The sequence below is a fragment of the Mesorhizobium sp. CNPSo 4688 genome (assembly GCF_057784295.1).
This window is the reverse complement of sequence record NZ_JBWLUY010000013.1, coordinates 133994-154573: the sequence shown is the minus strand read 5'-3', so window position 1 is coordinate 154573 and position 20580 is coordinate 133994. Positions and strand designations below refer to the sequence as shown.

At 62.2% G+C, this 20580-nt stretch carries 25 protein-coding genes; 14 read left to right on the top strand and 11 right to left on the bottom strand.

Annotation, left to right across the window (positions count from 1 at the left end; genetic code table 11):
- Positions 1-94 precede the first annotated feature (94 nt).
- On the top strand, positions 95-1078 hold the full coding sequence (locus AC04SH_RS24595; protein WP_488577013.1) for an IS1595 family transposase: 984 nt from the start codon (positions 95-97) through the stop codon (positions 1076-1078).
- Between the two features lie 282 nt (positions 1079-1360).
- Here the strand turns inward: AC04SH_RS24595 and AC04SH_RS24590 are convergent, their stop codons facing one another.
- Positions 1361-1543, bottom strand: coding sequence for a hypothetical protein (locus AC04SH_RS24590; RefSeq protein ID WP_488577012.1), 183 nt, complete (start codon positions 1541-1543; stop codon positions 1361-1363).
- Positions 1544-1579: 36 nt separating this feature from the next.
- Positions 1580-2323: a hypothetical protein gene (locus tag AC04SH_RS24585; RefSeq protein ID WP_488577011.1), complete on the bottom strand. Its 744-nt coding sequence runs from the start codon at positions 2321-2323 to the stop codon at positions 1580-1582.
- Positions 2324-2508: 185 nt separating this feature from the next.
- Between AC04SH_RS24585 and AC04SH_RS24580 the strand changes: the two genes are divergently transcribed.
- The 4 genes from AC04SH_RS24580 to AC04SH_RS24565 all read left to right on the top strand — a co-directional run bounded on the left by AC04SH_RS24580 (position 2509) and on the right by AC04SH_RS24565 (position 4110).
- Positions 2509-2949 carry a Ros/MucR family transcriptional regulator gene (locus AC04SH_RS24580; RefSeq protein WP_477236279.1) on the top strand — a complete coding sequence of 147 codons (441 nt, stop codon included), beginning with the start codon at positions 2509-2511 and terminating at the stop codon, positions 2947-2949.
- An 89-nt stretch (positions 2950-3038) separates the two neighbouring features.
- Positions 3039-3173: a hypothetical protein gene (locus tag AC04SH_RS24575; RefSeq protein WP_488577010.1), complete on the top strand. Its 135-nt coding sequence runs from the start codon at positions 3039-3041 to the stop codon at positions 3171-3173.
- A 216-nt stretch (positions 3174-3389) separates the two neighbouring features.
- Positions 3390-3659, top strand: coding sequence for a hypothetical protein (locus AC04SH_RS24570; protein ID WP_488577009.1), 270 nt, complete (start codon positions 3390-3392; stop codon positions 3657-3659).
- Positions 3660-3804: 145 nt separating this feature from the next.
- Positions 3805-4110, top strand: coding sequence for a hypothetical protein (locus AC04SH_RS24565; RefSeq protein WP_488577008.1), 306 nt, complete (start codon positions 3805-3807; stop codon positions 4108-4110).
- A 12-nt stretch (positions 4111-4122) separates the two neighbouring features.
- Here AC04SH_RS24565 and AC04SH_RS24560 read toward each other — a convergent pair whose 3' ends face one another.
- Both AC04SH_RS24560 and AC04SH_RS24555 read right to left on the bottom strand, forming a co-directional pair.
- A complete protein-coding gene (locus tag AC04SH_RS24560; RefSeq protein ID WP_488577007.1) occupies positions 4123-4536 on the bottom strand; it encodes a DoxX family protein in 414 nt (137 codons plus the stop codon).
- A gap of 125 nt (positions 4537-4661) precedes the next feature.
- Positions 4662-5135 carry an Lrp/AsnC family transcriptional regulator gene (locus AC04SH_RS24555; RefSeq protein WP_488577006.1) on the bottom strand — a complete coding sequence of 158 codons (474 nt, stop codon included), beginning with the start codon at positions 5133-5135 and terminating at the stop codon, positions 4662-4664.
- Positions 5136-5248: 113 nt separating this feature from the next.
- Here AC04SH_RS24555 and AC04SH_RS24550 point away from each other — a divergent pair, with 113 nt between their 5' ends.
- Positions 5249-5851, top strand: coding sequence for an RBBP9/YdeN family alpha/beta hydrolase (locus AC04SH_RS24550; RefSeq protein WP_488577005.1), 603 nt, complete (start codon positions 5249-5251; stop codon positions 5849-5851).
- Between the two features lie 267 nt (positions 5852-6118).
- Here the strand turns inward: AC04SH_RS24550 and AC04SH_RS24545 are convergent, their stop codons facing one another.
- Positions 6119-7084 carry an SDR family oxidoreductase gene (locus tag AC04SH_RS24545; protein ID WP_488577004.1) on the bottom strand — a complete coding sequence of 322 codons (966 nt, stop codon included), beginning with the start codon at positions 7082-7084 and terminating at the stop codon, positions 6119-6121.
- Positions 7085-7275: 191 nt separating this feature from the next.
- Here AC04SH_RS24545 and AC04SH_RS24540 point away from each other — a divergent pair, with 191 nt between their 5' ends.
- Positions 7276-7452, top strand: coding sequence for a hypothetical protein (locus tag AC04SH_RS24540; RefSeq protein ID WP_477236259.1), 177 nt, complete (start codon positions 7276-7278; stop codon positions 7450-7452).
- Positions 7453-7637: 185 nt separating this feature from the next.
- On the top strand, positions 7638-7931 hold the full coding sequence (locus AC04SH_RS24535; RefSeq protein ID WP_488577003.1) for a DUF982 domain-containing protein: 294 nt from the start codon (positions 7638-7640) through the stop codon (positions 7929-7931).
- Positions 7932-7976: 45 nt separating this feature from the next.
- On the opposite strand, the gene AC04SH_RS24530 is transcribed toward AC04SH_RS24535, so the two are convergent.
- Positions 7977-8696: a Crp/Fnr family transcriptional regulator gene (locus tag AC04SH_RS24530; RefSeq protein ID WP_488577002.1), complete on the bottom strand. Its 720-nt coding sequence runs from the start codon at positions 8694-8696 to the stop codon at positions 7977-7979.
- Positions 8697-8881: 185 nt separating this feature from the next.
- Between AC04SH_RS24530 and AC04SH_RS24525 the strand changes: the two genes are divergently transcribed.
- On the top strand, positions 8882-9112 hold the full coding sequence (locus tag AC04SH_RS24525) for a DUF6894 family protein (protein ID WP_488577001.1): 231 nt from the start codon (positions 8882-8884) through the stop codon (positions 9110-9112).
- Positions 9113-9225: 113 nt separating this feature from the next.
- Complete coding sequence (locus AC04SH_RS24520) at positions 9226-9726, top strand: hypothetical protein (RefSeq protein ID WP_488577000.1); 501 nt, start codon at positions 9226-9228, stop codon at positions 9724-9726.
- Between the two features lie 33 nt (positions 9727-9759).
- On the opposite strand, the gene AC04SH_RS24515 is transcribed toward AC04SH_RS24520, so the two are convergent.
- The 4 genes from AC04SH_RS24515 to AC04SH_RS24500 all read right to left on the bottom strand — a co-directional run bounded on the left by AC04SH_RS24515 (position 9760) and on the right by AC04SH_RS24500 (position 13251).
- Positions 9760-11856, bottom strand: a complete 2097-nt coding sequence (locus tag AC04SH_RS24515; RefSeq protein WP_488576999.1) for an EAL domain-containing protein — start codon at positions 11854-11856, stop codon at positions 9760-9762.
- A 142-nt stretch (positions 11857-11998) separates the two neighbouring features.
- Positions 11999-12556: an RNA polymerase sigma factor gene (locus AC04SH_RS24510; RefSeq protein ID WP_488576998.1), complete on the bottom strand. Its 558-nt coding sequence runs from the start codon at positions 12554-12556 to the stop codon at positions 11999-12001.
- Between the two features lie 158 nt (positions 12557-12714).
- Complete coding sequence (locus AC04SH_RS24505) at positions 12715-13104, bottom strand: DUF427 domain-containing protein (RefSeq protein ID WP_488576997.1); 390 nt, start codon at positions 13102-13104, stop codon at positions 12715-12717.
- Positions 13105-13149: 45 nt separating this feature from the next.
- Positions 13150-13251: a putative RiPP precursor gene (locus AC04SH_RS24500; protein WP_488576996.1), complete on the bottom strand. Its 102-nt coding sequence runs from the start codon at positions 13249-13251 to the stop codon at positions 13150-13152.
- A gap of 695 nt (positions 13252-13946) precedes the next feature.
- Between AC04SH_RS24500 and AC04SH_RS24495 the strand changes: the two genes are divergently transcribed.
- The 4 genes from AC04SH_RS24495 to AC04SH_RS24480 are packed head-to-tail and all read left to right on the top strand — an operon-like array spanning position 13947 to position 18546.
- Complete coding sequence (locus AC04SH_RS24495; protein ID WP_112566909.1) at positions 13947-14438, top strand: Csu type fimbrial protein; 492 nt, start codon at positions 13947-13949, stop codon at positions 14436-14438.
- A 25-nt stretch (positions 14439-14463) separates the two neighbouring features.
- Entirely contained in the window at positions 14464-15186 is a 723-nt protein-coding gene (locus AC04SH_RS24490; protein ID WP_488576995.1) for a fimbrial biogenesis chaperone, read from the top strand.
- Positions 15158-17575 carry a fimbria/pilus outer membrane usher protein gene (locus AC04SH_RS24485; protein WP_488576994.1) on the top strand — a complete coding sequence of 806 codons (2418 nt, stop codon included), beginning with the start codon at positions 15158-15160 and terminating at the stop codon, positions 17573-17575. The genes AC04SH_RS24490 and AC04SH_RS24485 overlap by 29 nt, the downstream gene beginning before the upstream one ends.
- A 14-nt stretch (positions 17576-17589) precedes the next feature.
- Positions 17590-18546, top strand: a complete 957-nt coding sequence (locus AC04SH_RS24480; RefSeq protein ID WP_477236642.1) for a Csu type fimbrial protein — start codon at positions 17590-17592, stop codon at positions 18544-18546.
- Between the two features lie 274 nt (positions 18547-18820).
- Here AC04SH_RS24480 and AC04SH_RS24475 read toward each other — a convergent pair whose 3' ends face one another.
- On the bottom strand, positions 18821-20530 hold the full coding sequence (locus AC04SH_RS24475; RefSeq protein ID WP_488576993.1) for an adenylate/guanylate cyclase domain-containing protein: 1710 nt from the start codon (positions 20528-20530) through the stop codon (positions 18821-18823).
- Positions 20531-20580: the final 50 nt, after the last annotated feature.

Here is a 20580-nt window from a genome sequence, read left to right as displayed (position 1 = left end):
CCTCATCCGTCAATAGGAAATAAGAAACAATTCCTAATTATATACTTGACGTACCAGCCGTACTTTGCGATAACAATCCCAAGGAGTTATCGCAATGTTCGACCTCACCAACGCCATTTATCACGACGCCGGCAAGGCTCGCGAACACTTGGAAGCCATCCATTGGCCGCATGGTCCGTATTGCCCGCATTGCGGCAATGCTCGCCCTGATCGCATTACCAAGCTGGCGGGCAAATCTACTCGCCCCGGCGTCTACAAGTGCAATGAATGCCGCCAGCCCTTTTCTGTAACGGTCGGCACTGTATTCGAGCGTTCGAAGATCGGCCTTCATAAGTGGGTGCTTGCTTCGCATCTCTATGCCTCGTCCAAGAAAGGCATGAGCGCGCACCAGCTGCACCGTATGCTTGGCGTCACCTACAAGACCGCTTGGTTCATGGCTCACCGCATTCGCGAAGCCATGAAGGAAGACGTTAAGTCGGCTGGTCCGCTTGGTGGCGAAGGCAAGACCGTTGAAGCCGATGAAACCTATATTGGCCAGCGCGAGACGCCGCGCGTTTCAGAGCAGCGCAAGGGCCGTCCCTTCACCAAGAAAGGCAAGGGTGGCGGCGCGCATAAGCGCATTGTCGTCGGTCTGGTCGAGCGCGGAGGTAAGGCCCGCCTGTTCCATTTGAATGACGCTACGGCTTCAACCGTTCGCGACGTGCTTGTTCGCAATGTGTTGCGTGACACGACGCTCTATACCGACTCGTCACGCCTCTACACGCGCACGGGCGAGGAATACGCTTCGCATAAGACAACCAATCACGCCGCTGGCGAATACGTTCGCTACGAAGGCGACGAGACGATCCACTCCAATACGATTGAAGGCGTGTTTTCCGTCTTCAAGCGCGGCATGGTCGGCGTCTACCAGCATTGCGGCGAAGCTCACTTGCACCGCTACTTGGCCGAGTTCGATTTCCGATATAATCGCCGCTCTGCGCTGAAAGTCTCGGATGCAGAACGCGCCGAAGACTTGCTTCGCATGGCTCGCGACAAGCGCCTTACCTATCGGCGGATTGGTGAAACCAGTTACGCCTAAGCAGAAGGCGCGGAAATTCCTTCGCCTACGCAAGAAACGCCGACTCGACTCCGAGTAGGCGTTTCATCATTATTTCGCCGGTCTTGTGATTCGGTCGTCACCACACCTCACGGGTACACCTCTAAAGGCGGGCCACTGCCCGAGAAAGGAGGTGATACGCATGACCAAGACCTACAAGGTCGGCCAGAGTGCCGTGACGGGTCGCTTTACCACGGTGAAAACCGCCCAAAGCAAACCCACCACGCACATTGTGCGCACGATCAAAAAGTGACGTAGCCTAGGCTACTGACCTTCCGGACGGTTGTTCTTAGCGGGATGGCCGTCCGGTTTCTGTTTTGCAGGCTGCTTGGTTAATGGCCGGTTAACCGGCTTCTTTCCTGTCCTGTGGTCGGGCGGCGTCTTCAGCAGGCGGCGCAACACCTCGTCGCCCTTTTCCTGGTCTTTGTCTTTGTGAGGTTCATTCATATGCCAAAATTAGACCCTTTCGGTCCAAAGCTCAAACTAACACGGGCAAAGCGCCACATCCGCGATCTCGCATCTCTCTTTGAGTCTTTTATCAGCGACAACCCACACCGAATCGAGTTCCACGATGACGAAGATAGTTGCCGCGTAGTGGCGGTTTTCGACCGACCCCTCCCAAACGAAACCGCCCCTATCATTGGGGATGCCATACACAATCTGCGCGCATCTCTCGACCACCTCGCTGCGCAGGCCGTCAAGGCGATCGGCAATGAGCCCACGCGGAATACCGGCTTCCCAATCTACAAAGCAGAGGCCGACTTCAACGGAGGAATTGCGAGTAAATTGGCGGGAGCGCCGAACATATTCATCGACTTTGTCAAGACGCAGAAGCCTTACAAAGCTTGCGCTGATGGAACTGCCGGAAACATTGCCTTGTGGGCACTCTCCCAACTCGACAACCTCGACAAACACTTGGTTATTTTGCCCACAGTTAGTGTCATAACCGCAAGGAATGTCAGGATCACCACCGATAACAGGAATACCCTTACGATCGGCTCGCTCAGCGTGTCTGGAAACCAGACAATAGCACAGGTCGCCGGAAAGGGTGCGAAGTACGAAGCCGACCCCAACTCTTCCTTCGGTGTACGCTTCTCCAACACGGACCTTGTTGACGGCGAGGACGTTGTTGAATTGCTCTCCGCCTTTGAGAAAGTTGTCGGTGAAATAATTTCCAGCGCTGCCGCGTTGGAACTCTGAATATGCCGGCCTGTCGGCTCGAATCATAGGAACTATTCCCTTGGTACGTCAAGTATATAATTGGGAAACAATTCCTACACCAGTCAAGGACGCAGCGGAGTTAGCGCTACCATATTTGTCGTCAAGTCATATGCATATGTGCTAAAGTGCCATGACGCCGGGGAAGTTTGTCTGATAATTTGTTCTTTGGCATCAAGGGGGCACAAGAAGTCATGTCTGACGACAAAATCCGAAATATAAATTTGACCGCCGACATCGTCGCGGCCTTCGTGCGCAACAATTCGGTGCCTCCGGAAGGTTTGCCGGCGTTGATCGAGAGCGTCAACTCAGCGCTCGCGGCCGTGGACAATCCCGTTGCTCCGCCGCAACCGGCACCGGAGCCTGCCGTCAATCGCAAGCGCTCGGTGACGCCGAATTTCATTTACTGCCTCGAGGACGGCAAGAAGTTCAGGTCGCTCCGGCGCCATCTCGGCTCCGCCCATGGCATGACGCCGGAGGCCTATCGCGCCAAATGGGACCTGCCCGGCGACTATCCGATGACGGCGCCCAGCTACGCCGCCAAGCGTTCTGAGCTGGCAAAGGAATTCGGACTCGGCATCAGGACAGAGACGCCGGACGCCAAAGCACCGGCGAAGCGTAAGACCAAGGCGTAGCGCGACGCCCCTGCGACGTTTGCCTACCGGAGGACGATCATGGTGGCCGACGAGCCAATGACGTTCGTGTCGAACGCCGCCAATGGGCGGTGCTGGTTGCCGAGAACGGCACGGTGACCCAGCGCCTGTTCGAAGCCCAGGAAGCGGCCGAGGATTTTGCCGATGGCGAGCGGACAAGGCTCGGCCTGCCCGCCAGGCCGCCGGCGGTGGATCCGCTGGCCTGAGTGATATTCAACCGGCTGCGGGATATCGCCCGAAACGAAAAACCCGCCTTGGCGGCGGGTCGCTGGCGCAAATCAGCACCATAGGCAAATCATAGCATAACTGCCTTCAGCCAGCAATCGCCGCGGATCGCAAGACGTAGCCTCGCAGGCAACCACCGACTGGCCATTAGCCGGCGCTTATGGAATCATTCCGCTCCGACTCGGGGAGAATGCAGCATGGACAAACCAGCCATGGCATCCGTGTTCAGGATGCGGCATGCGCCAGCCACTGTTTCGGGCGTCCGCAGCGTCGGCCGGGGCCAGGCCGATCCGGTCATCAGCAGAAGGCCGCTCGGCGAAGCGATCCGCTTCGTCATCGACGCCGATCCCCATTACGACATCAGCGCCGTCTCGATCGCCTTTGGCGACGGCTCGGCCCCGCGCCTCGGCAGCCGGGAGGTCAAGGCGCTGTGGGCCGAATACGGCCGCCGGTGGATGGAAGAGTAGGACCGCACCGGAACCTCGGCATTCGCCTCCCCTGGATCGGAACAGCCGCTCATGCGTTGACGCTGGAGTTTTGTTGACGCAATTCCGAACGGAAAACCGCCTCGCACTTTTCCTGGAATTGCTTTAGCCAATGGGAGCAAACGCCATGAATGTCGCCAATCTGCAACTCGAAGGCCTGCTGATGGCCGTCGCCTCGATCAACCAGGTTCTGGTCCGCAAGGGCGTGCTCACGGTCGAGGAGATCGACATCGCGCTGCGCAAAGCCGAAGCCGGCGAAACCGGCGAGGAGCGATCCAGCGGCATGTCGGAGTCGAGCCGCGATGCCGTCAACTTCCCGATCCGGTTGCTGGAGCTGGCCAATCAGTGCCAGCCGGAGACGGACATGCCGTCCTTCTCGAAACTGGCGCGCATGGTCGGCCAGATGAAGGAACCCTACAACGACCAGATGTGAGACTCTCCAGATTCAGGCCCGGCCGAGCTTGGAGGCGAGCACGCTGCCCGGGCCGTGCACGGCGGCAAACAGCAGGCCGGCGGCGAAGGGGAAATGGGACATGAAAGCGCCGAACTCGGCTTGGTTGCCGGCCCAGTGCGACGGACCGTGGAAGGCAAAGCCGAGGAAGACCACGTAGACGGAGGCGACCAGGGCCGCCGGCGTGAAGAACGCGCCGGTCAGGAAGGCGATCACCAGCAGCGTTTCGAGGATCGCGGCGCACCAGGCCAGAAACAGCGGGAACGGGAAGCCAGCGGCGGCGATGTAGCCGGCGGTCATGCCCATATCCATGAACTTGAAGGCCACTCCCATCGCGAACATGGCGGCCAGGATCAGGCGAGCGATGAGGATGGCCGCGGTCTGCCACGGCGATTGAACGGTTTCCATAGTGTCCTCCAGGGTTGTAATGGGTTTCGCTCCAAGGACGAGCGGTACGCCGCCGATCCGACATCATCCGGCAAAAATTCTTGGCTGGTAAAGCGGGACGTCTTGGCGGCGCCTGGGAATCCCGCTCAGAGCTTTGCCATCAGCTCCCGTCCCAACCGCTTCGGCGGCTCGGCGCGCAGCACCACATTGGTCGTCACCGCGCCGTAGCGGCCGATGGCATCGACGATGCTTTCGAGGTCGGGCGGCGACGGGACGACGACCTTGACCAGAAAGCAGTCCTCGCCGGTCACCCGCAACACCTCGAGCACTTGCGGCATGGCGGCGAATTTCTTCAGGCAGGTCTGGATGTGCTCGTGGGTGGTGCGCAGGCGGATCATCGCCATGGTGCCGAGACCAAGCGCGGCGGGATCGATCGCCGCGCGGTAGCCGGCGATGATGCCGCGCTCCTCCAGCCGCTTCACCCGCTCCGACGTCGCGGGTTGCGACAGGCCGACGCGGCGGCCGAGTTCTGAAATGCCGATGCGGCCATCCTCCTGCATGATCTCGATGATCGCCATGTCGGTGGGGTCGAGCCGTGACCGGTAATCGCCGTTTGCCATGAGCACCTTCAATCCATCGGAATTCTTCGCTGCTTTCCGATGATCTCTCATTCCGCGGACGGGGAGAAGACCTAGAATTGGCCGGCATCGTTCACCAGGAGACAGGACATTCCATGACCGACTTCATCATCTTGCCGGGCAGCGGCGGATCGGGCGAAGCCCATTGGCAGACACGCTGGCAGCAGGCCAATCCGGCGATGCGCCGCTTCAGCCCGGCGAGCTGGGACCTGCCGGATTTCGACGACTGGATGGCAGCGCTGGAAACCGCGGTGTCCCAGGCAACAACGCCGCCGGTGCTCATCGCCCACAGCCTCAGCTGCCTGCTGGTGGCGCATTGGCAGACGGCATCGAGCCGCCAGATCGCCGGTGCGTTTCTGGTTGCGGTTCCCGATCCGGCATCGCCGGTCTATCCCGCTTACGCAATTCCCTTCGCCGACACGCCGCGCGGCCCGCTCCGCTTTCCCTCACTGATCGTCGCCAGCACCGATGATCCTTACGACCCGCATGGCTATGCCATGGCGAAGGCCGGGCAATGGGGCAGCGCGCTGCACATCGCCGGGCCGCTCGGCCACATCAACAGCGACAGCGGTCTTGGCGACTGGCCGGAGGGAATGGCGCTGCTTATGGCTTTCGTCGGAACCATCGACTTGAAGGGAGCATCGGCTGACGCCAGCGGCCGCTCGTCTGCGCACAATGTCCTGAGTTCAGCTGGCTAGAAATCTCTCACGCGAAGAGCCCTGCCCCTGCTGCTTCTCCCGCTCCTGTTGCTCCTGCTGCTCCTCCCGCCGCCGCTCGGCGTCGGCCTTGCGCTTCGGGCAATCCTCGTAGTCGTGGTCGCGCGAGCCGCAATAAGAGCAGCATTTTGCCGGCGTGTCTGGGCGAAGTATCATGGCCATGCACAAGAATGCACGAAAAGTCATCCGGTTGCAGCAGCGTCTTCGACGTCGCTTCTCGGATGCGTCACCGCCAGCCTGAGCCGCCCCTCAATAGCCGCCGACGATCGGCAGGATTTCGCCGGTGATGTAGCTCGAGCATTGCGGCGAGGCCAGGAACACATAGGCCGGTGCGATCTCTTCGGGCTGGGCCGGGCGCTTCATCGGCGTCTTGGCGCCGAATTGCGAGACGTCCTGAGCCTGTTTGTCAGATGGGTTGAGCGGCGTCCAGACCGGCCCTGGCGCCACCGCGTTGACGCGGATGCCCTTGCCGATCAGGTTGCCAGACAGCGCGCGGGTGAAGGCGTGGATGCCGCCCTTGGTCATCGAATAGTCGACCAGTTCCTTCGAGCCGTCTATGCCGGTGACCGAGCCGGTGTTGACGATGGCCGAGCCCGGCTTCATATGCGCCACCGCCTCCTGAGCCATGTGGAAATAGCCGTAGAGGTTGGTCTTCAGCGTGGTGTCGAAATGCTCCTCGGTGAGGTCGGCGAAATTGGCCGAGTGAACCTGGAAGGCGGCGTTGTTGACCAGCACGTCCAGCTTGCCGAGTTGCTTGACCGTGCGCTCCACCGCGCGGCGGCAGAAGGCGCGGCTGGCGACATCGCCACGCAGCGCCAGGCAGCGCCGGCCCTCGGCCTCGACCGCCTGCCTGGTCACTTCGGCATCCCTGTCTTCGCTGAGATAGACGATGGCGACGTCGGCGCCTTCGCGCGCAAACAAGACTGCCACGGCGCGGCCGATGCCGGAATCGCCGCCGGTGATCAGCGCCACCTTGCCGTCGAGCTTCCTCGATCCCTGCCAGAACGGCGCATCATAAAGCGGCGCCGGCTTGATCTCGCCTTCCTCGCCGGGCTTGGGATGGTGCTGCTTCGGAAAAGGCGGCTCGGGATAGAGCCGGGCGCCGGCCTGCATGGCTGCCGATGATTTGGCCTTCGGCTTGCGGCGGTCGTCGGCGTCGACCTTGCGCTGCACGCTGCGCTGCTTGCGCACCGCATTCGAGGTTTTGGTCAGCATGGGATTCTCCTTCCGTGTCGGAGGACAACGCGCTCCGAGCAAAAAGGTTGGCCGGGCAAAAAGGTTGACGGCAGGCATTGCGCGAAAGCGCGCGCATTCGTCCGGACTACATCAAAGTTAAATGCGAGGCACAGGCGTCAGGTGCTAGGTGAGTGCAAAAGGGGGGACGCTAAAACTCTAGGGAGGAGTCCATGGAGGTTCGAAATCTGGTTGCCAAACTGTCGGCCGCACTGCTGCGCCGGCGCGCCGCATCGCCGCCAATACTGTTCAGACCAATCCGCAACTCGCTCGCCGACATCCCCTTGAAGGCGCAGTCGCGACCGCCTTACCGGCCACGCCAACCGATCCGGCCGGCCAGCAACATGTAGCCTTCGCAAGCTGCAACCACTTCGCGATTTCCTCGTTTATGGCGATCCCGATTCACGGAGGCTATCCATGAGATCGATACCAACAAACAACCCCATCCTGGTTCTGGGCGCCGCTGCCTTCCTGGTCGCGCCTTTCGCCGGGCTTTTGTGGCGGACGCGCGAATGGTTCGGATGGTGAATTTCCCATGAGCCGATTTCTTCCCCTGACGATCAAATTCGTGGACGGCAGTACGATGACGGTGTCGTCGATCGCCGACGCCAACAGAGCGCTGGAGGGAAAGTGGAAGAACAAGGACGCTCAGGCCTACAAGGCGGCCGTCAGGCTGGTGGATGACGCGCTGGACGGCATTTGCCGCCCGGCCATCGCCTTTGCCGCTTTCAAGAATGCCGCCGCTCAACAGGGCTTGCTGAAGCCGGCGAAGCCAAGTGCCGCCCTTGCCATGCTCGACGAATTGGCGTCGCTGAACGGACATCATTGAAAGGCCGGCTGAGGCGAAGTCGCGTTCCTCCGGAACGCCGATGACCTATCTCGGCTCGCGGTTCATGCTGAGATAGGTCGGGTCGAACTCGGCGATCTCGACAAGCCGCTGCCAGTCCAGGATCGTCACCATGTGGTTTGCCCAGCCGATGAGGCCGAGCCTGCGCAGCGCGCCGATGACCCGGTTCATGTGAACGATCGACAGTCCCAGCACGTCGGCCAGTTCGGCCTGCGACAAAGGCAGACGGAAGCTCATGCCATTGGTCTGCTTGACCACCTGAAGCCGGACGAACAGCTCGCACACCAGATGCGCCAGATGCGAGGTCTTGGATCGCCTGCCCATGGCCACGATCCATTCACGGTGGATGGCGCCGTCGACGAGCGTGTCCAGCCACAGCAACCGGGTCAGATGCGGCGCCTGTTCGGTGATGGCGCGCAGCCGGCTGTGGTCGGCGGCGATGACCCGGCATGGCGAGAGCGCGATGATGCCATGGTCCATGGTCTTGAGCAGAAAGGCGTGCAGGTCGACAAAATCGCCAGGCACCTGCAACGAGGTGAATTGCCGGCCGCCATCCTCCAGCACCTTGTAGCGCGCGGCCAGACCTTCGATGATGAGCGTGCTGTAGCCGGGTCTCGATCCCTCAGGAACGATGTCCTGGCCGGTGGCAAAATCCATCTCGACCATCATGGCGCCGGCCAGCAGCCCCTTCTCCTCTTCAGAGAGGGCGTCGTGCTGACCAAGGTTCAGATAAAGAGATTCCAGCATTGAGGGTCTTCCGTCCGGGATCGGTTGCTGTGGCTCAACGCCGGAGATCGGGTGCGGTTGCACGCAGCCGGGCACGGCGGCATCCCGCCCCAAGCGGCAATGGCAAGAAATCTGTTTGAGAATCAGCCGGATGGAACCATGGCTGCGGACAGGGGTTTTAGCGTCTCATGCAGGATGCTTGCGCCATGGAACGGTTCTACTTCGACCTCTACAACACCGAAAACCAGATCGATGAAGAGGGGCAGCTGTTCCCAAGCCGCGAGCGTGCGGGAGCCGAGGCGCTGCGCATATTGCACGATGTCGCGCGCGACGAGATGCCGGAGGGAGAGCACCGGCAGATCACCGTCAAGATGCTGAACCAGAACAGGGAGCAGATCTTCGAAGCGTCGTTGACCATGGCGGCGCTGTGGAGTTGAGCGTCAGCGGCCCTGTCGACCACGGCATGGAACCTCTTGCCTTCCCCTCTGTTTCCTAAGGGAGGCCCAGCGGCAGGAGCTGCTGGCCAGCTAATTATCGGAGGCACGAACCCATGTCCCTGCAAAAGCTTCATCCCGAGCATGTCGACGACACGCGCAGGCTTGCCTATTCGACATTCGGTCCCGTTCTCATCAGTTCGTTGGCCAAACGACTGGCGCGCAGCCAGGGGACCAAGGAACTGAGCGACGTGGAAAAGTCGCTGATCCGGCTGATCGAAAACGCCGACGTCGATGAGCCGCAAGCCGAGGCAATGAGGGAGTTTGCCATCGAGCTGGTGGTGTCGACAATGACGGAAGCCCGCAATCACCCCGACACCAAGAGTGATGTCGAGGCCGTGGGCGAGCGCCGCACCGAGGGCCGCTCCGAGAATCCGGAGACGCTCGAGGAGCAGTTGCAATCGGGCCTCGAGGACAGCTTTCCCGCCAGCGATCCGCCGGCTGTCGTCTCGACCTCTATTTCGGGCGGGTCGAAGAATATTGTCGGCACCGACGAGGTGTTGCGGCGCAAGAGGGAAGCGGCTCAGCGCGAGCAGGAAAAGGCCGGCGCCGATTGAGCTGACCGCACCTCCCGGCGCGGTTCGGCCGTTTCAGCCGAACCGCTTGCGCGGCGCCTCGGCGCTCGCCCTTGCCACGATCGCTTCCAGCGGCTCCGGCCGGTGCAGCAGAAAACCCTGGCCGTAGGCGACTCCCATGTCGCGTAAAATGTCGAGCGCGGCCTGCTCTTCGATCTTTTCGGCCACCACCGCGCAGCCGAGGCTTTTGGCGATGCCCGTTATGGCTGAGACGATCTCGCGGTCGAAGCGGCTTTGCGCGATGTTTTCGATGAACGAGCCGTCGATCTTGATCTGATCGACAGGAAAGCGCCTGAGATATTCGAACGAGCTCATGCCGGCGCCGAAATCGTCGAGACTGACGCGGCATTGCCGCTCGCGCGCCTTGCGCACGAACTGTTCGGCGGCGTCGAAATTGGTGACGGCGGCGGTCTCGGTGATCTCGAAGCCGATGCCGGAATGCGGCGCGCCGGCCTCGGCGATGACGGCGTCGACGAAATCCCACAGCAGCGGATCGCTCAGTGTCTGCGCCGACAGGTTGAAGCCGAGCGTGATGGCGCCCGATTTCATGGCCGGGCCATGCTGCGACAGCGCGGTCCTGATGATCCAGCGGTCGAGCCGCGAGGCAATGCCGAAGCGCTCCGCGACCGGAATGAACTCGCCCGGCGGGATCAGCTTGCCATTCTTGCCCACAAGCCGCGCCAAGACTTCGACATGACGGCTCTCCCGCCAAGGTTTCCCAAGCAGATGAATCTCCTGGCCGAACAGTTTTAACCGACCGTCGTCCATGGCGTCGACGGTGTCGGCGGCGACACGCGCCGCGTTGAGGCCGCCGGAGCCCGAGGCCGAGTCAGCCGAAAACACCGCAAAGCGGTTGCGCCCCGCGGCCTTGGCCGCGTAGCAGGCGTCGTCGGCGCAGGCCAGCGCATCGGCCACTGTCGTGGTGGTGTCGTCGACAAAGGCGATGCCGATGCTGGCCGCGAGCTTGCGCGACGTGGCCGGCAGGCCGAGGTCGGCGTCGCGCACCGCCGCAAGGATTGCGTCGGCCAGCGTCTCGGCCGCGGCCGGCTGGCAATTGGGAACCAGCAGCGCGAACTCGTCGCCGCCCAGGCGCGCGGCGCGCGCCGATGCCGGCAGGCAGCCCACTATGCCGGCGGCGACGCCCTTCAGCGCCAGGTCGCCGGCGGCGTGGCCGGCAAAGTCGTTGAGCGCCTTGAAGTAGTCTAGATCGACATAAAACACCGCCAGCGGCAGAACCCGCGCGGTGGCGATGTGGACGGCCAGCAGCCGGTCGAATGCAGCGCGGTTCAGCAAACCAGTCAGCGCATCGTGGTGCGCGGCGTAGGCGAGTTCTTGCTCGCGCTTCTTGTCCTCGGTGATGTCGCGCACGGTGCCGAGAATCTGGCCCGCAGAGTCCGGAGCTGCGATGAAGCGCACCAGCGATTCGACATGACGGATTTCGCCATCTCGCCGGATGATGCGGTATTGCGAGGCAATGACTGCGTCGGTCGCAAGCGGGGCCAGATGGGCGCGCTCGGTGGTGTCCTTGTCGTCGGGGTGGAGATAGGTGTGCCAGAGATCGGCGGCCACCTCGTCAGTGTCTGCGACGAGGCCGAAAATCTCCCTGGTGCGGGCATCCCAATAACTCTTGTTGGCGTCGATATCGTGATGCCAGATGCCGGTGCCGCTGGCCGCCAACGCCAGGCGGAAGCGCACATTGACCCGCTCCAGTTCGGCTTCGGCCTCTTTCTGCCGGCTGATATCGGTCTGGACGCCCATCAGCCTGACCGGCTTGCCTGTCTCGTCACGCTCGACAATGCCGCCGCGGTCCAGCACCCAGATCCAGTGGCCGTCCTTGTGCTTCAGGCGCAGCTCGGTCTCGATCGAAGTGGTCAGGCCGGCAATGTGGCGCTCGCCGCTGGCCAGCGCCCGCTCGCGGTCGTCGGGATGCGTCAGCTTCAGCCAGAGATCGCTGGTGTCGGCAAGCTCGCCATCCTCATAGCCGAGCATGTGCGACCAGGTCGGCGAATAGAAACAGTCGCCGCTCAAAATATCCCAGTCCCATACGCCGAGATGAGCGCATTCGAGCGCCAGCGCCCAGAACTCGCCGTTGCGTATTTTCTCTTCAGCCATGCCCTGGTTTCGTCCATCCCATCTCCGGCATTGTGCACGAAAGCAGACAAGAAACCGTTACCGGATACGTGCCCGTACCGGGCGCAAAGCCTGCAATCGGGTCGTATCATGCCGTGTGGCGTGATCATGCGATCGGGGTTCCTCATGCCATCGGCGCCCTGATTGGGCCCGTCCGGCCCGGCCCGGGTTCGACAATCCTTATCGCGCGGCGGCGCGCATTGTCCTCGAGCAGGCCGCGCAGTTCCTCGCGGCCACGCGCAATGCGCGACATCAGCGTGCCGGCCGGCACGCCAAGCATCTCGGCGGCCTCGGCGTAGGAAAAGCCCTCGATGGCGACCATGGTCAGCGCGGCACGGCGGTCGGGGCTGATCGCCTGCAGCGCATCGATGATCTCGCGCGCCGCGACGTTCTCCAGCTGGTCGGCGGGAGCGGCCTGCACCTCGCCGGCTTCCAGCGGCAGCATCGAGGCCTCGCCACGCCGGTTCACCTTGCGCATCTGGTCGATGAACAGATGATGCATGATCGTGAACAGCCATTTTCGCGGGCTCTCTCCCGTCTGCCAGTTGTCCAGCCGCAGCAGCGCCCGTTCCAGGCAGTCCTGGACGAGATCGTCGGCGGAATCGCGGTCGCGCAGCAGCGAGCGCGCATAGCGCCGCAGACGCGGGATTTCGTCGAGGATGGCTCTCTGCTTTTCGTCCATGAGCTTGTTGTCTTCGTTGTCGGCTTGTCGCCGATGCAAAACCGGTGCGCCCCCGGGTCGAGCCCGAGGGCAGCTTCGGCTGGCATGAAAGTTCCTCTGTTCATGCATGTCGTTGGCTCCAAAAACGCGATGCACTTTTCGGGCAACAGGCATGATGCTCAGCGCGGCGCGGCGTCGATGGTGACCCGGTCGGGATAGAAGGCGCCGTGGTCGCGAATTTCCGTCATCTCATCGAATGGCTGCTGATAAGCCCACATCGCGTCCTTGCCGGCTCCAGCCGCCGGCAGCACGTCCCAGTAGCTGGCGTCGCCCTTGTAGGGGCACAGCGTCGACAGCGCCGTCTTCTTGAGCTTGCGAAAGTCGATGTCTTCGAACGGGATGTAGAAGGAGAAGGGATAAGGCGGCTCGGTCACTATTTTGGCTTTCGCCGACGAGGCGATGATGGCGCCATTGGCAAACACGACGACACGCCCCTTGAAGGGCTCGACGGTGATCACCTTGCCCGGATTGCGCCAAAAGCCGGGTGACGGGTTCGCATGCTGATCCATGGCCGTTCTCCTTGTCCGCGGTGGGTTTGATGCCGATCGAAGGCGTCAGCTGCCGTTCTCGACGGGGCCCGACAGGATGATCACTGCCGTGACGCGGCTCAGTTTTTCGCGCTTCTGAATCCTTGGCTTCTCGTATGTCTTCTTCATCGTTCTTCCTTTTCTTGATGTCTGCAGCCGATCCGCGCGGCTACCGGTGTGCGATCATGGCTCGAAGGGATAACAGGCGCATCTCCCGCCCGGCCGATGCGCGGCCGACGGAAATCGGGGTGAGCGTGGCAAGAATGATTCCCAAATGTTTGCCGCGATCCGACGGCGGTGGATTTATCTCAGCCGGCACGGCCATGCCTGGGCTGGGCGGAATACGGTTTTGGGGAATGCGGCCCTGGCGGCACAACCGCCAGGCTTAGGCAGGCCTGAACAGCGTTTTGGGCTATGCGGACCAGCGGCGACGGCGATGGCCGCTTGGCGTCGGCATAGCCTCGCGAAATAATCGACAATACGAGACGACAGCCAAGACTCTATCAAATCAAGGCGATTCGGCCTGAATGTTCGCCTTTTGAGCAAAATGTCTAAAATAAATTGTCGATGGACGAACTATCACTTCCAAAAAGTGTCGATTTTATCCTTATTAACCAAATCTTAACTAAAATTATCCGATACAATTGAAGCTATTCATCTGTCGTAATCCGAATCTAAGTTGTACTAATCATTACGCTGATCGCTTTTGACATTGCCGATATCGTTGATGTCTTTGCGGGGCGTATAGTGGGAGGGGCTGCAGGGTTGAAATCCGGGTAAGGACTGTTCGCGAGGAACGGCCTGCCCGACGGAGGAACATACGTATGAGATTGCTGAAATATGCGCTGCTGGCGGGAGCGTCGCTGCTTCCAACCTTGCCCGCGATCGCCGCGACCGCGACGGGCAGCATGAATGTCCGCATCACCATTACCGACGAATGCAAGGTACAGACGGCAAGCGATCTTGATTTCGGCTCGCACGGCGTCATCGATGCGAATGTCGACCAGACCAGCACCATCAACGTGCAATGCACGACCGGCAAATCCTACAATGTAGGTCTGAGCGCCGGAGCGGGCTCGGGGGCAACGGTTGCGGTTCGCAAAATGACCGGGCCACTGGCGGCGACGATCGACTACACCATCTACAGGGAAAGCACCCGGACGCAGCTTTGGGGCACCACGATCCCCACCGACACGGTCGGCGGAACCGGCAACGGCGCCATCCAGCCGCTGACGGTCTACGGGCGCGTTCCGCCGCAGACGACACCGCCGGCGGGCCTCTACACCGACACCGTTTCGATCACCATAACGTACTGACCATCGATACCAATACGAGGACGACATGCGATCCATGCTTTCATGCATCGGCGCCACGGCTGTTCTGTTGCTGTGCGCCGGTCTCTCACACGCCGCTTCGCTCAGGGTGGCGCCGACAGGTCTCGAGCTGATCGCGCCCGACGCCTCGGCGGTCCTCAACCTCAGCAACGACGACGCCAAGCGGCCGATCAATGTGCAGATCAGGGTCTTCTCCTGGAGCCAGTCCGGCGGCATCGAGACGCTGACGCCAACCACGGATGTCGTCGCCAGCCCGCCATCCACCAAGCTCGGACCCAATGCCCAATACGTGGTTCGCGTCGTGCGCGTCTCGAAGGCGCCGGTGCGGGCCGAAGAGAGCTACCGCGTCATCGTCGACGAACTGCCCGACCCCTCGCGCAAGAAGGCCGGTACGGTCGCGCTTGCGCTGCGCTATTCGGTGCCGGTGTTCTTCCGCAACGCCGACGCAGCCGCGCCGGCGATCGCGTGGAGCCTTTCGCGCAATGGCGGCAGCCTGATGCTCACCGCCAGCAACAGCGGCCAGAGCCGCTTTCGCCTGTCCAACCTGACGCTGACCCAGGGCGGCAAGAAGCTCGGCAACCGAAACGGGCTTGTCGGCTATGTGCTGGGCGGCGCGACCATGCAGTGGCCGATCGGCAGCAGCAAATCACTGTCCGCGGGCTCCGTGCTTTTAAAGGCACAGAGCGATCTTGGACCCTTCGATGCCAAAGTTGCCGTCAAGGGCCGCTAGCACCGCGATTGTCGTCGCGCTCGCGACTTTCACACCTTGCCCGGCAGTGAACTCGCAAGAGCCGCCGGCCGTGACGAACACTGAAGAGCCTGATCCCGTTTTGCCGGCCCGCCGCAGCCTCTATCTGGAGGTGTTCATCAACGACACCTCTACGAAACTGGTCGGCAATTTCACCGAAATGCCGGATGGCGGCCTGGCAGCGACGGCGCAAGAGCTGAAGGAGGTCGGGTTGAAGCCGCCGGAGGGTGCCGAAGGTGCTGGCGGCCTGGTCAGGCTCGACCAACTGGCGGACGTGTCGTTTCAGATCGACGAGGCGGCGCAGCGGCTCTACGTCACCGCCGCCAATGACAGCCGCGAGGCGCGCATCGTCGATCTCGGCTTGCGCTTGCAGGACCGGCCGGCGCCACAATCGGGCTATGGCGCGGTGCTGAACTACTCGCTGTTTGCCAGCTCAAACACACTGTTCGACGGCGACAACGAACTGTTCCAGGGCATCTCGGGCGGCTTCGACACACGTGTGTTCAGCCCTTATGGAACGCTCAGCCAATCGTTCATCGCCGGCTATTCCGACGGCAGGCTCGGCGGCTTCACGCGGCTCAACACGACCTGGAGCTATTCCGACCCCGACCGGCTGATGACCTACCGGGCCGGCGACTTCGTCTCCGGCGGACTGTCGTGGACGCGGCCCGTCTATCTCGGCGGCATCCAGGCGCAGCGCAATTTTAGCCTGCGCTCGGATCTGGTGACATTGCCCCTGCCCTCCTTCGGCGGCACGGCGGCGGTGCCGTCGACACTCGAGGTCTATACGCAAAACGTGCGCACCTATTCCGGCGACATCCAGCCCGGACCTTTCCAGGTCACCAATCTGCCGGTGTTCACCGGCGCCGGGCAAGCGCAGGTGGTGCTGCGCGACAGCCTCGGGCGCGAGACCACCGCCACCTTGCCGTTCTATGCATCCAGCATGCTGCTGCGCCAGGGACTGCTCGATTTTTCCGTCGAGGCGGGCATGGCGCGGCGCAATTTCGGCATCTCCTCCGACGACTATGACGGCCGCGTCATGGGCGTAGCCACGGCGCGCTACGGCCTGAGCGACCGGCTGACGCTGGAAGCCCATGCCGAGGGCGGCGCCGACCTGATCAATGGCGGCGTCGGCGCTGCCTTCCCGCTCGGGCCTTATGGTGCGGCGTCGGTGGCGGCGGCGGGCAGCCATCATGACGGGCGCACCGGCTCGCTGGTCGATGCCAGCGTCGAATTCGGCTATGATGGCTGGGCGATCAACGCGCACATGCAGCGGGCCTTCGGCGGCTACGAAGACATCGCCTCGGTGACGGCGCAGCCGGTTCTCGACCCCGACGATTTCACCCGTTTCAGCGCCGGCGTGCCGCGCGCGGTCGACCAGGTGACGCTCAGCGTGCCGATGCCGCTGGACTTCTCCAGCCTCAACCTCTCCTACACCCATCTCAAAAGCGCCGAGGGCGATACCAGCCAGATCGTCGGGCTGTCCTACAGCCAGGCGATCTTCAAGCGCAGCACGCTCTATGCCACCGCCTTCGCCGATCTCGACGACGACAGCAGCTATGGCGTGTTCGCCGGGCTTTCGATCCCGTTCAACGACGACATCACGGCTTCGACAGGGGTCGAGCAAGGGCCTGACGGCCTCAATGTCGTCGCCGACCTCGCCAAGTCGGAACGGGCGGAGGACTTCAGCATCGGCTGGCAGCTCCGCACGTCGGAGGGCGAGGTCCCCAACCGCTCGGCCGCCGTCAGCTATCGCGCGCCGGTTGCGCGTTTCCAGGCCGGCGCCCAGCAATTCGACAAGGATTTTCGCGTGACCGGACAGATGGACGGGGCCATCGCGGCGGCGGGCGGGGGCGTGTTCGCCACCAACCGCATCGACGATGCCTTTGCTGTCGTCGATGTCGGCACGCCTGACGTCGAGGTGCTGCATCAGAACAGGCCGGTCGGAAAGACCGACAGCAAAGGCCGCATCCTGGTCACCGGGCTCAACTCCTATGAGCTGAACACGGTCTCGATCGACCCGAAGAACCTGCCCGTCGATGCCGATGTCCCGACCACCAAGGAGATCGTCGTCCCGGCCGACCGCAACGGCGTGGTGCTGAAGTTCGGCGTGTCGGAAGCGGCGCAGGCAGCCCTTGTGACGCTGGTCGATGGGAGCGGAGCGCCGCTCGAAGCCGGACTGTCGGGGCGCGTTGACGGCGGCGCGGAAGACTTCGTCGTCGGCTATGACGGGCAGGCCTACATCAAGGGCCTCGGCAAGCAGAATGTGGTGGTGGTCGGCCTGACGGACGGCGGCTCATGCCGGGCAAGTTTCCCCTTCGAAGCGGCGCGCGGGCAGCAAGTGACGATCAAGAATGTGGTGTGCCAATGACAATGCCTGGCCGAATGCTGCGCGCTGCAATCGTTGCCATCCTGGTGGCGATGTTGCCATCGCTGGCCCGGGCGCAGAGCTGCAGCTTCAGCGTCACCAACATGAATTTCGGCCTCATCGACACGCTGTCGGGCACCGCGTCGACGTCGACGGCCACCCTCAACATGACGTGCAGCGGCAGTTTGCCATTGCTCTTGCCCATCCTGGTCTGCCCGCATTTTGCTGCCGGCACCGGCGGCGCCTCCTCGGCGGCGGCCAGGCAGATGGTGAGCGGCGCCAACAGCCTCGACTACCAGCTCTATTCGGACCCCGGAATGAGCGTCGTCTGGGGCTCCTATGCCTGGGCCTATGCCTCGCGCCCGCCGCCGATCTTGCTGAGCCCCAACCCGCTGGGCAGTTCATCGGGCACCGCGACGATCTATGGCCGGGTTCCCGGGGGCCAGGCGACCGTTCCGCCCGGCACCTATCTGTCGACATTTTCGGGCGGGCAAGTCGAGATCCGCTACCGGACGACGCTGTTGGGTAACAATTGCGACACCGGCCTGGGCACCCTGGGCGCCTCTCCGACCTTCACCATCAACGCCACGGTTCCGGCCAATTGCCTGGTCGCCACCCAGAACATCGATTTCGGCCCCAAGGGCGTGCTCGACGCCAATGTCGACGCCACCGGCCAGGTCACGGTCACCTGCACGCCGTCGACCGCCTATACGGTGTCGCTGAATGGCGGCACAACAGGCGGCACACCGACCAACCGCAAGATGTCGAAAGGCGCCGAGCGGGTCACCTACGGTCTCTACAAGGACAATGCGCGCACGCAGCCCTGGGGTGACGCCGGAACGCCGGGAAGCACGGTCGCCGGCACCGGGACCGGCGCGGCGCAACCGCTCACCGTCTACGGCCGCGTGCCGCCGCAGACCACGCCCTCGGCCGGCGTCTATACCGACACGGTGGTGGTGACCATCACCTATTGATCGCGGCCGTCGTCAGCGGGCGCCAGCCACCGCGCGTAAAGTTCGCCGACGATGCCGCGGCGCCAAGGCAGGTCGCCCAGTCGCGGTGTTCGTTGAGGAGGCCAACTAGGCCGTGAACCCGTAAATCGGCCGGGCGGACGGGCTGCCAGAGTCCGCTATCCACTGATAGCGACCAAATTCTGCAGCGCAGCTAAACGACGCGATGGGCCAACAGCACACATCCTGGGATGCTGGCAATGGCCGGCCACATCGGCAGCGATGTGGCGGATCCTGATTATTCGGGAAGACCTGAATCGCGCATTGCTTCGATAAGAGGTGTTGCGAGTACCGGCACGCAACCGATGGCGGAGCACTGACCATTGCTGCTGAAGTTGGGTTGAAGTTGTATCACGCGCTCGGCAGCCGCGTTCGCATCTTCCATTCGTCCGAGTTTAGCAAGCGCGGCTGCCAGAAACATGTACGAGACACTGAAACCTGGTTTGCTACGAATGGCCCGTTGCGCTGCCGCCGCAGCATCTTCATAGCGCCCGCGAAGAAAATGACCCATGCATATGCCATGCAGCGCTGCCGTAATCCACGGATCGAGCGGACTAAGCCGGATACCCCGCTCGCCCCATTCGATGGCACGCTCGGCTTCCCCTCCCCAGCCCAAAATCAACGCGCCCCAGGAATATGCCCACGCTGCCGATGGGGAGATTGCAAGGGCGGCCTCGAACGTTTCCTGAGCCAAGATACGGTTATGTTCGACAAGACCGATAGCGATTGCGGCGTAGACAAGTGCCGGGGCATCGTCGGGGCCAAGCGCCACTGCAGTATGCGCGTGCCGTATCGCAGCGATGCGATTGTCTTCACGCCTTCCCGCTCGGAGATATAGTATTTCATTGCAAAACGCCGTCTGGCCGTGCGCGAGCGCGTAGTTCGGCTCAATTAAAAGTGCGCGCTCAAGGAGTGGCACTGCCTGCGACGCGCCCTCCGGCATCCCAGTATCCACCAGAGGCGTCGCACGTAGCAGAAGGTCGTAGGCGTCGAGATTTTCAGGTCGCTTGCGCTTCGCTCGTTCAATTTCGGCTTGGCGCAGGCTGGGCTCGATCGCGGCGACAGTGCTCAATGTGATTTCATCCTGCAAAGCAAAGATGTCGTCGACGGCGCGGTCGTAGCGATCTGCCCAAATATGGGCCCTGGTCTCCGCGTCAATAAGCTGCGCTGTGATCCGTACTCGGTCGCTGGCCCGTCGCACGCTGCCTTCCAACACGTAACGAACACCTAGTTCCCGTCCAACCTGCCTGATGTCAACGGACCGCCCCTTATACGTGAAGGTCGAATTGCGGGCGATCACGAACAGCCATTTGAAACGGGAAAGCGCAGTGATGATGTCTTCCACCATGCCATCAGCGAAGTACTCTTGCTCCGGGTCACCGGACATATTCTGAAACGGTAGAACGGCGATTGAAGGTTTGTCGGGTAATGGCAGCGGTCGATTGCTATCCGCAATCGTTGCCTTCGGTGCGTTACCAGGTTTAACTTCATATAGTCGAACCACCCGATCAATGTTCTTTAGCGATCGTTCGCCTAGATCATCGAACTCGAACTTCGTTTTTCCCCTGACTTGTTCGAACGCACTTCCCGACAAACACACGCAGCCCGGCGAGCACTCGTTCTCAACGCGCGCGGCCACATTCACGCCATCACCAAAGATGTCGTTTTCGTCGCTAATAATGTCGCCGATGTTGATGCCAATGCGAAAGGCAATCTGCCCCTCCCGGCCGGCCATCTTCTCTTGAACAGCCATGGCGCAAGTCACCGCGTCGACAGCGCTGGCGAATTCGACCAAGAGACCGTCGCCAGTTGTCTTAACGATCCTGCCCTTGTGCTCCGCAATGGCTGGATCAACGATTTCGCGGCGGATGGCCTTAAGGACTTCGAGCGTGCCGACTTCGTCAGCGCCCATTAACCGCGCATAACCGGCAACGTCCGCTGCCAACACCGCCGCTAACCGTCTCTCAACGCGCGCCGTAACCACCGCTACCCCTGCTA

Excerpts from the sequence above, each read along its gene's own strand:
- AC04SH_RS24595 (WP_488577013.1), top strand. The coding sequence starts at position 95 with ATGTTCGACCTCACCAACGCCATTTATCACGACGCCGGCAAGGCTCGC.
- AC04SH_RS24590 (WP_488577012.1), bottom strand. The coding sequence starts at position 1,543 with ATGAATGAACCTCACAAAGACAAAGACCAGGAAAAGGGCGACGAGGTG.
- AC04SH_RS24585 (WP_488577011.1), bottom strand. The coding sequence starts at position 2,323 with ATGATTCGAGCCGACAGGCCGGCATATTCAGAGTTCCAACGCGGCAGC.
- AC04SH_RS24580 (WP_477236279.1), top strand. The coding sequence starts at position 2,509 with ATGTCTGACGACAAAATCCGAAATATAAATTTGACCGCCGACATCGTC.
- AC04SH_RS24570 (WP_488577009.1), top strand. The coding sequence starts at position 3,390 with ATGGACAAACCAGCCATGGCATCCGTGTTCAGGATGCGGCATGCGCCA.
- AC04SH_RS24565 (WP_488577008.1), top strand. The coding sequence starts at position 3,805 with ATGAATGTCGCCAATCTGCAACTCGAAGGCCTGCTGATGGCCGTCGCC.
- AC04SH_RS24560 (WP_488577007.1), bottom strand. The coding sequence starts at position 4,536 with ATGGAAACCGTTCAATCGCCGTGGCAGACCGCGGCCATCCTCATCGCT.
- AC04SH_RS24555 (WP_488577006.1), bottom strand. The coding sequence starts at position 5,135 with ATGGCAAACGGCGATTACCGGTCACGGCTCGACCCCACCGACATGGCG.
- AC04SH_RS24550 (WP_488577005.1), top strand. The coding sequence starts at position 5,249 with ATGACCGACTTCATCATCTTGCCGGGCAGCGGCGGATCGGGCGAAGCC.
- AC04SH_RS24545 (WP_488577004.1), bottom strand. The coding sequence starts at position 7,084 with ATGCTGACCAAAACCTCGAATGCGGTGCGCAAGCAGCGCAGCGTGCAG.
- AC04SH_RS24540 (WP_477236259.1), top strand. The coding sequence starts at position 7,276 with ATGGAGGTTCGAAATCTGGTTGCCAAACTGTCGGCCGCACTGCTGCGC.
- AC04SH_RS24535 (WP_488577003.1), top strand. The coding sequence starts at position 7,638 with ATGAGCCGATTTCTTCCCCTGACGATCAAATTCGTGGACGGCAGTACG.
- AC04SH_RS24530 (WP_488577002.1), bottom strand. The coding sequence starts at position 8,696 with ATGCTGGAATCTCTTTATCTGAACCTTGGTCAGCACGACGCCCTCTCT.
- AC04SH_RS24525 (WP_488577001.1), top strand. The coding sequence starts at position 8,882 with ATGGAACGGTTCTACTTCGACCTCTACAACACCGAAAACCAGATCGAT.
- AC04SH_RS24520 (WP_488577000.1), top strand. The coding sequence starts at position 9,226 with ATGTCCCTGCAAAAGCTTCATCCCGAGCATGTCGACGACACGCGCAGG.
- AC04SH_RS24515 (WP_488576999.1), bottom strand. The coding sequence starts at position 11,856 with ATGGCTGAAGAGAAAATACGCAACGGCGAGTTCTGGGCGCTGGCGCTC.
- AC04SH_RS24510 (WP_488576998.1), bottom strand. The coding sequence starts at position 12,556 with ATGGACGAAAAGCAGAGAGCCATCCTCGACGAAATCCCGCGTCTGCGG.
- AC04SH_RS24505 (WP_488576997.1), bottom strand. The coding sequence starts at position 13,104 with ATGGATCAGCATGCGAACCCGTCACCCGGCTTTTGGCGCAATCCGGGC.
- AC04SH_RS24500 (WP_488576996.1), bottom strand. The coding sequence starts at position 13,251 with ATGAAGAAGACATACGAGAAGCCAAGGATTCAGAAGCGCGAAAAACTG.
- AC04SH_RS24495 (WP_112566909.1), top strand. The coding sequence starts at position 13,947 with ATGAGATTGCTGAAATATGCGCTGCTGGCGGGAGCGTCGCTGCTTCCA.
- AC04SH_RS24490 (WP_488576995.1), top strand. The coding sequence starts at position 14,464 with ATGCGATCCATGCTTTCATGCATCGGCGCCACGGCTGTTCTGTTGCTG.
- AC04SH_RS24485 (WP_488576994.1), top strand. The coding sequence starts at position 15,158 with ATGCCAAAGTTGCCGTCAAGGGCCGCTAGCACCGCGATTGTCGTCGCG.
- AC04SH_RS24480 (WP_477236642.1), top strand. The coding sequence starts at position 17,590 with ATGCTGCGCGCTGCAATCGTTGCCATCCTGGTGGCGATGTTGCCATCG.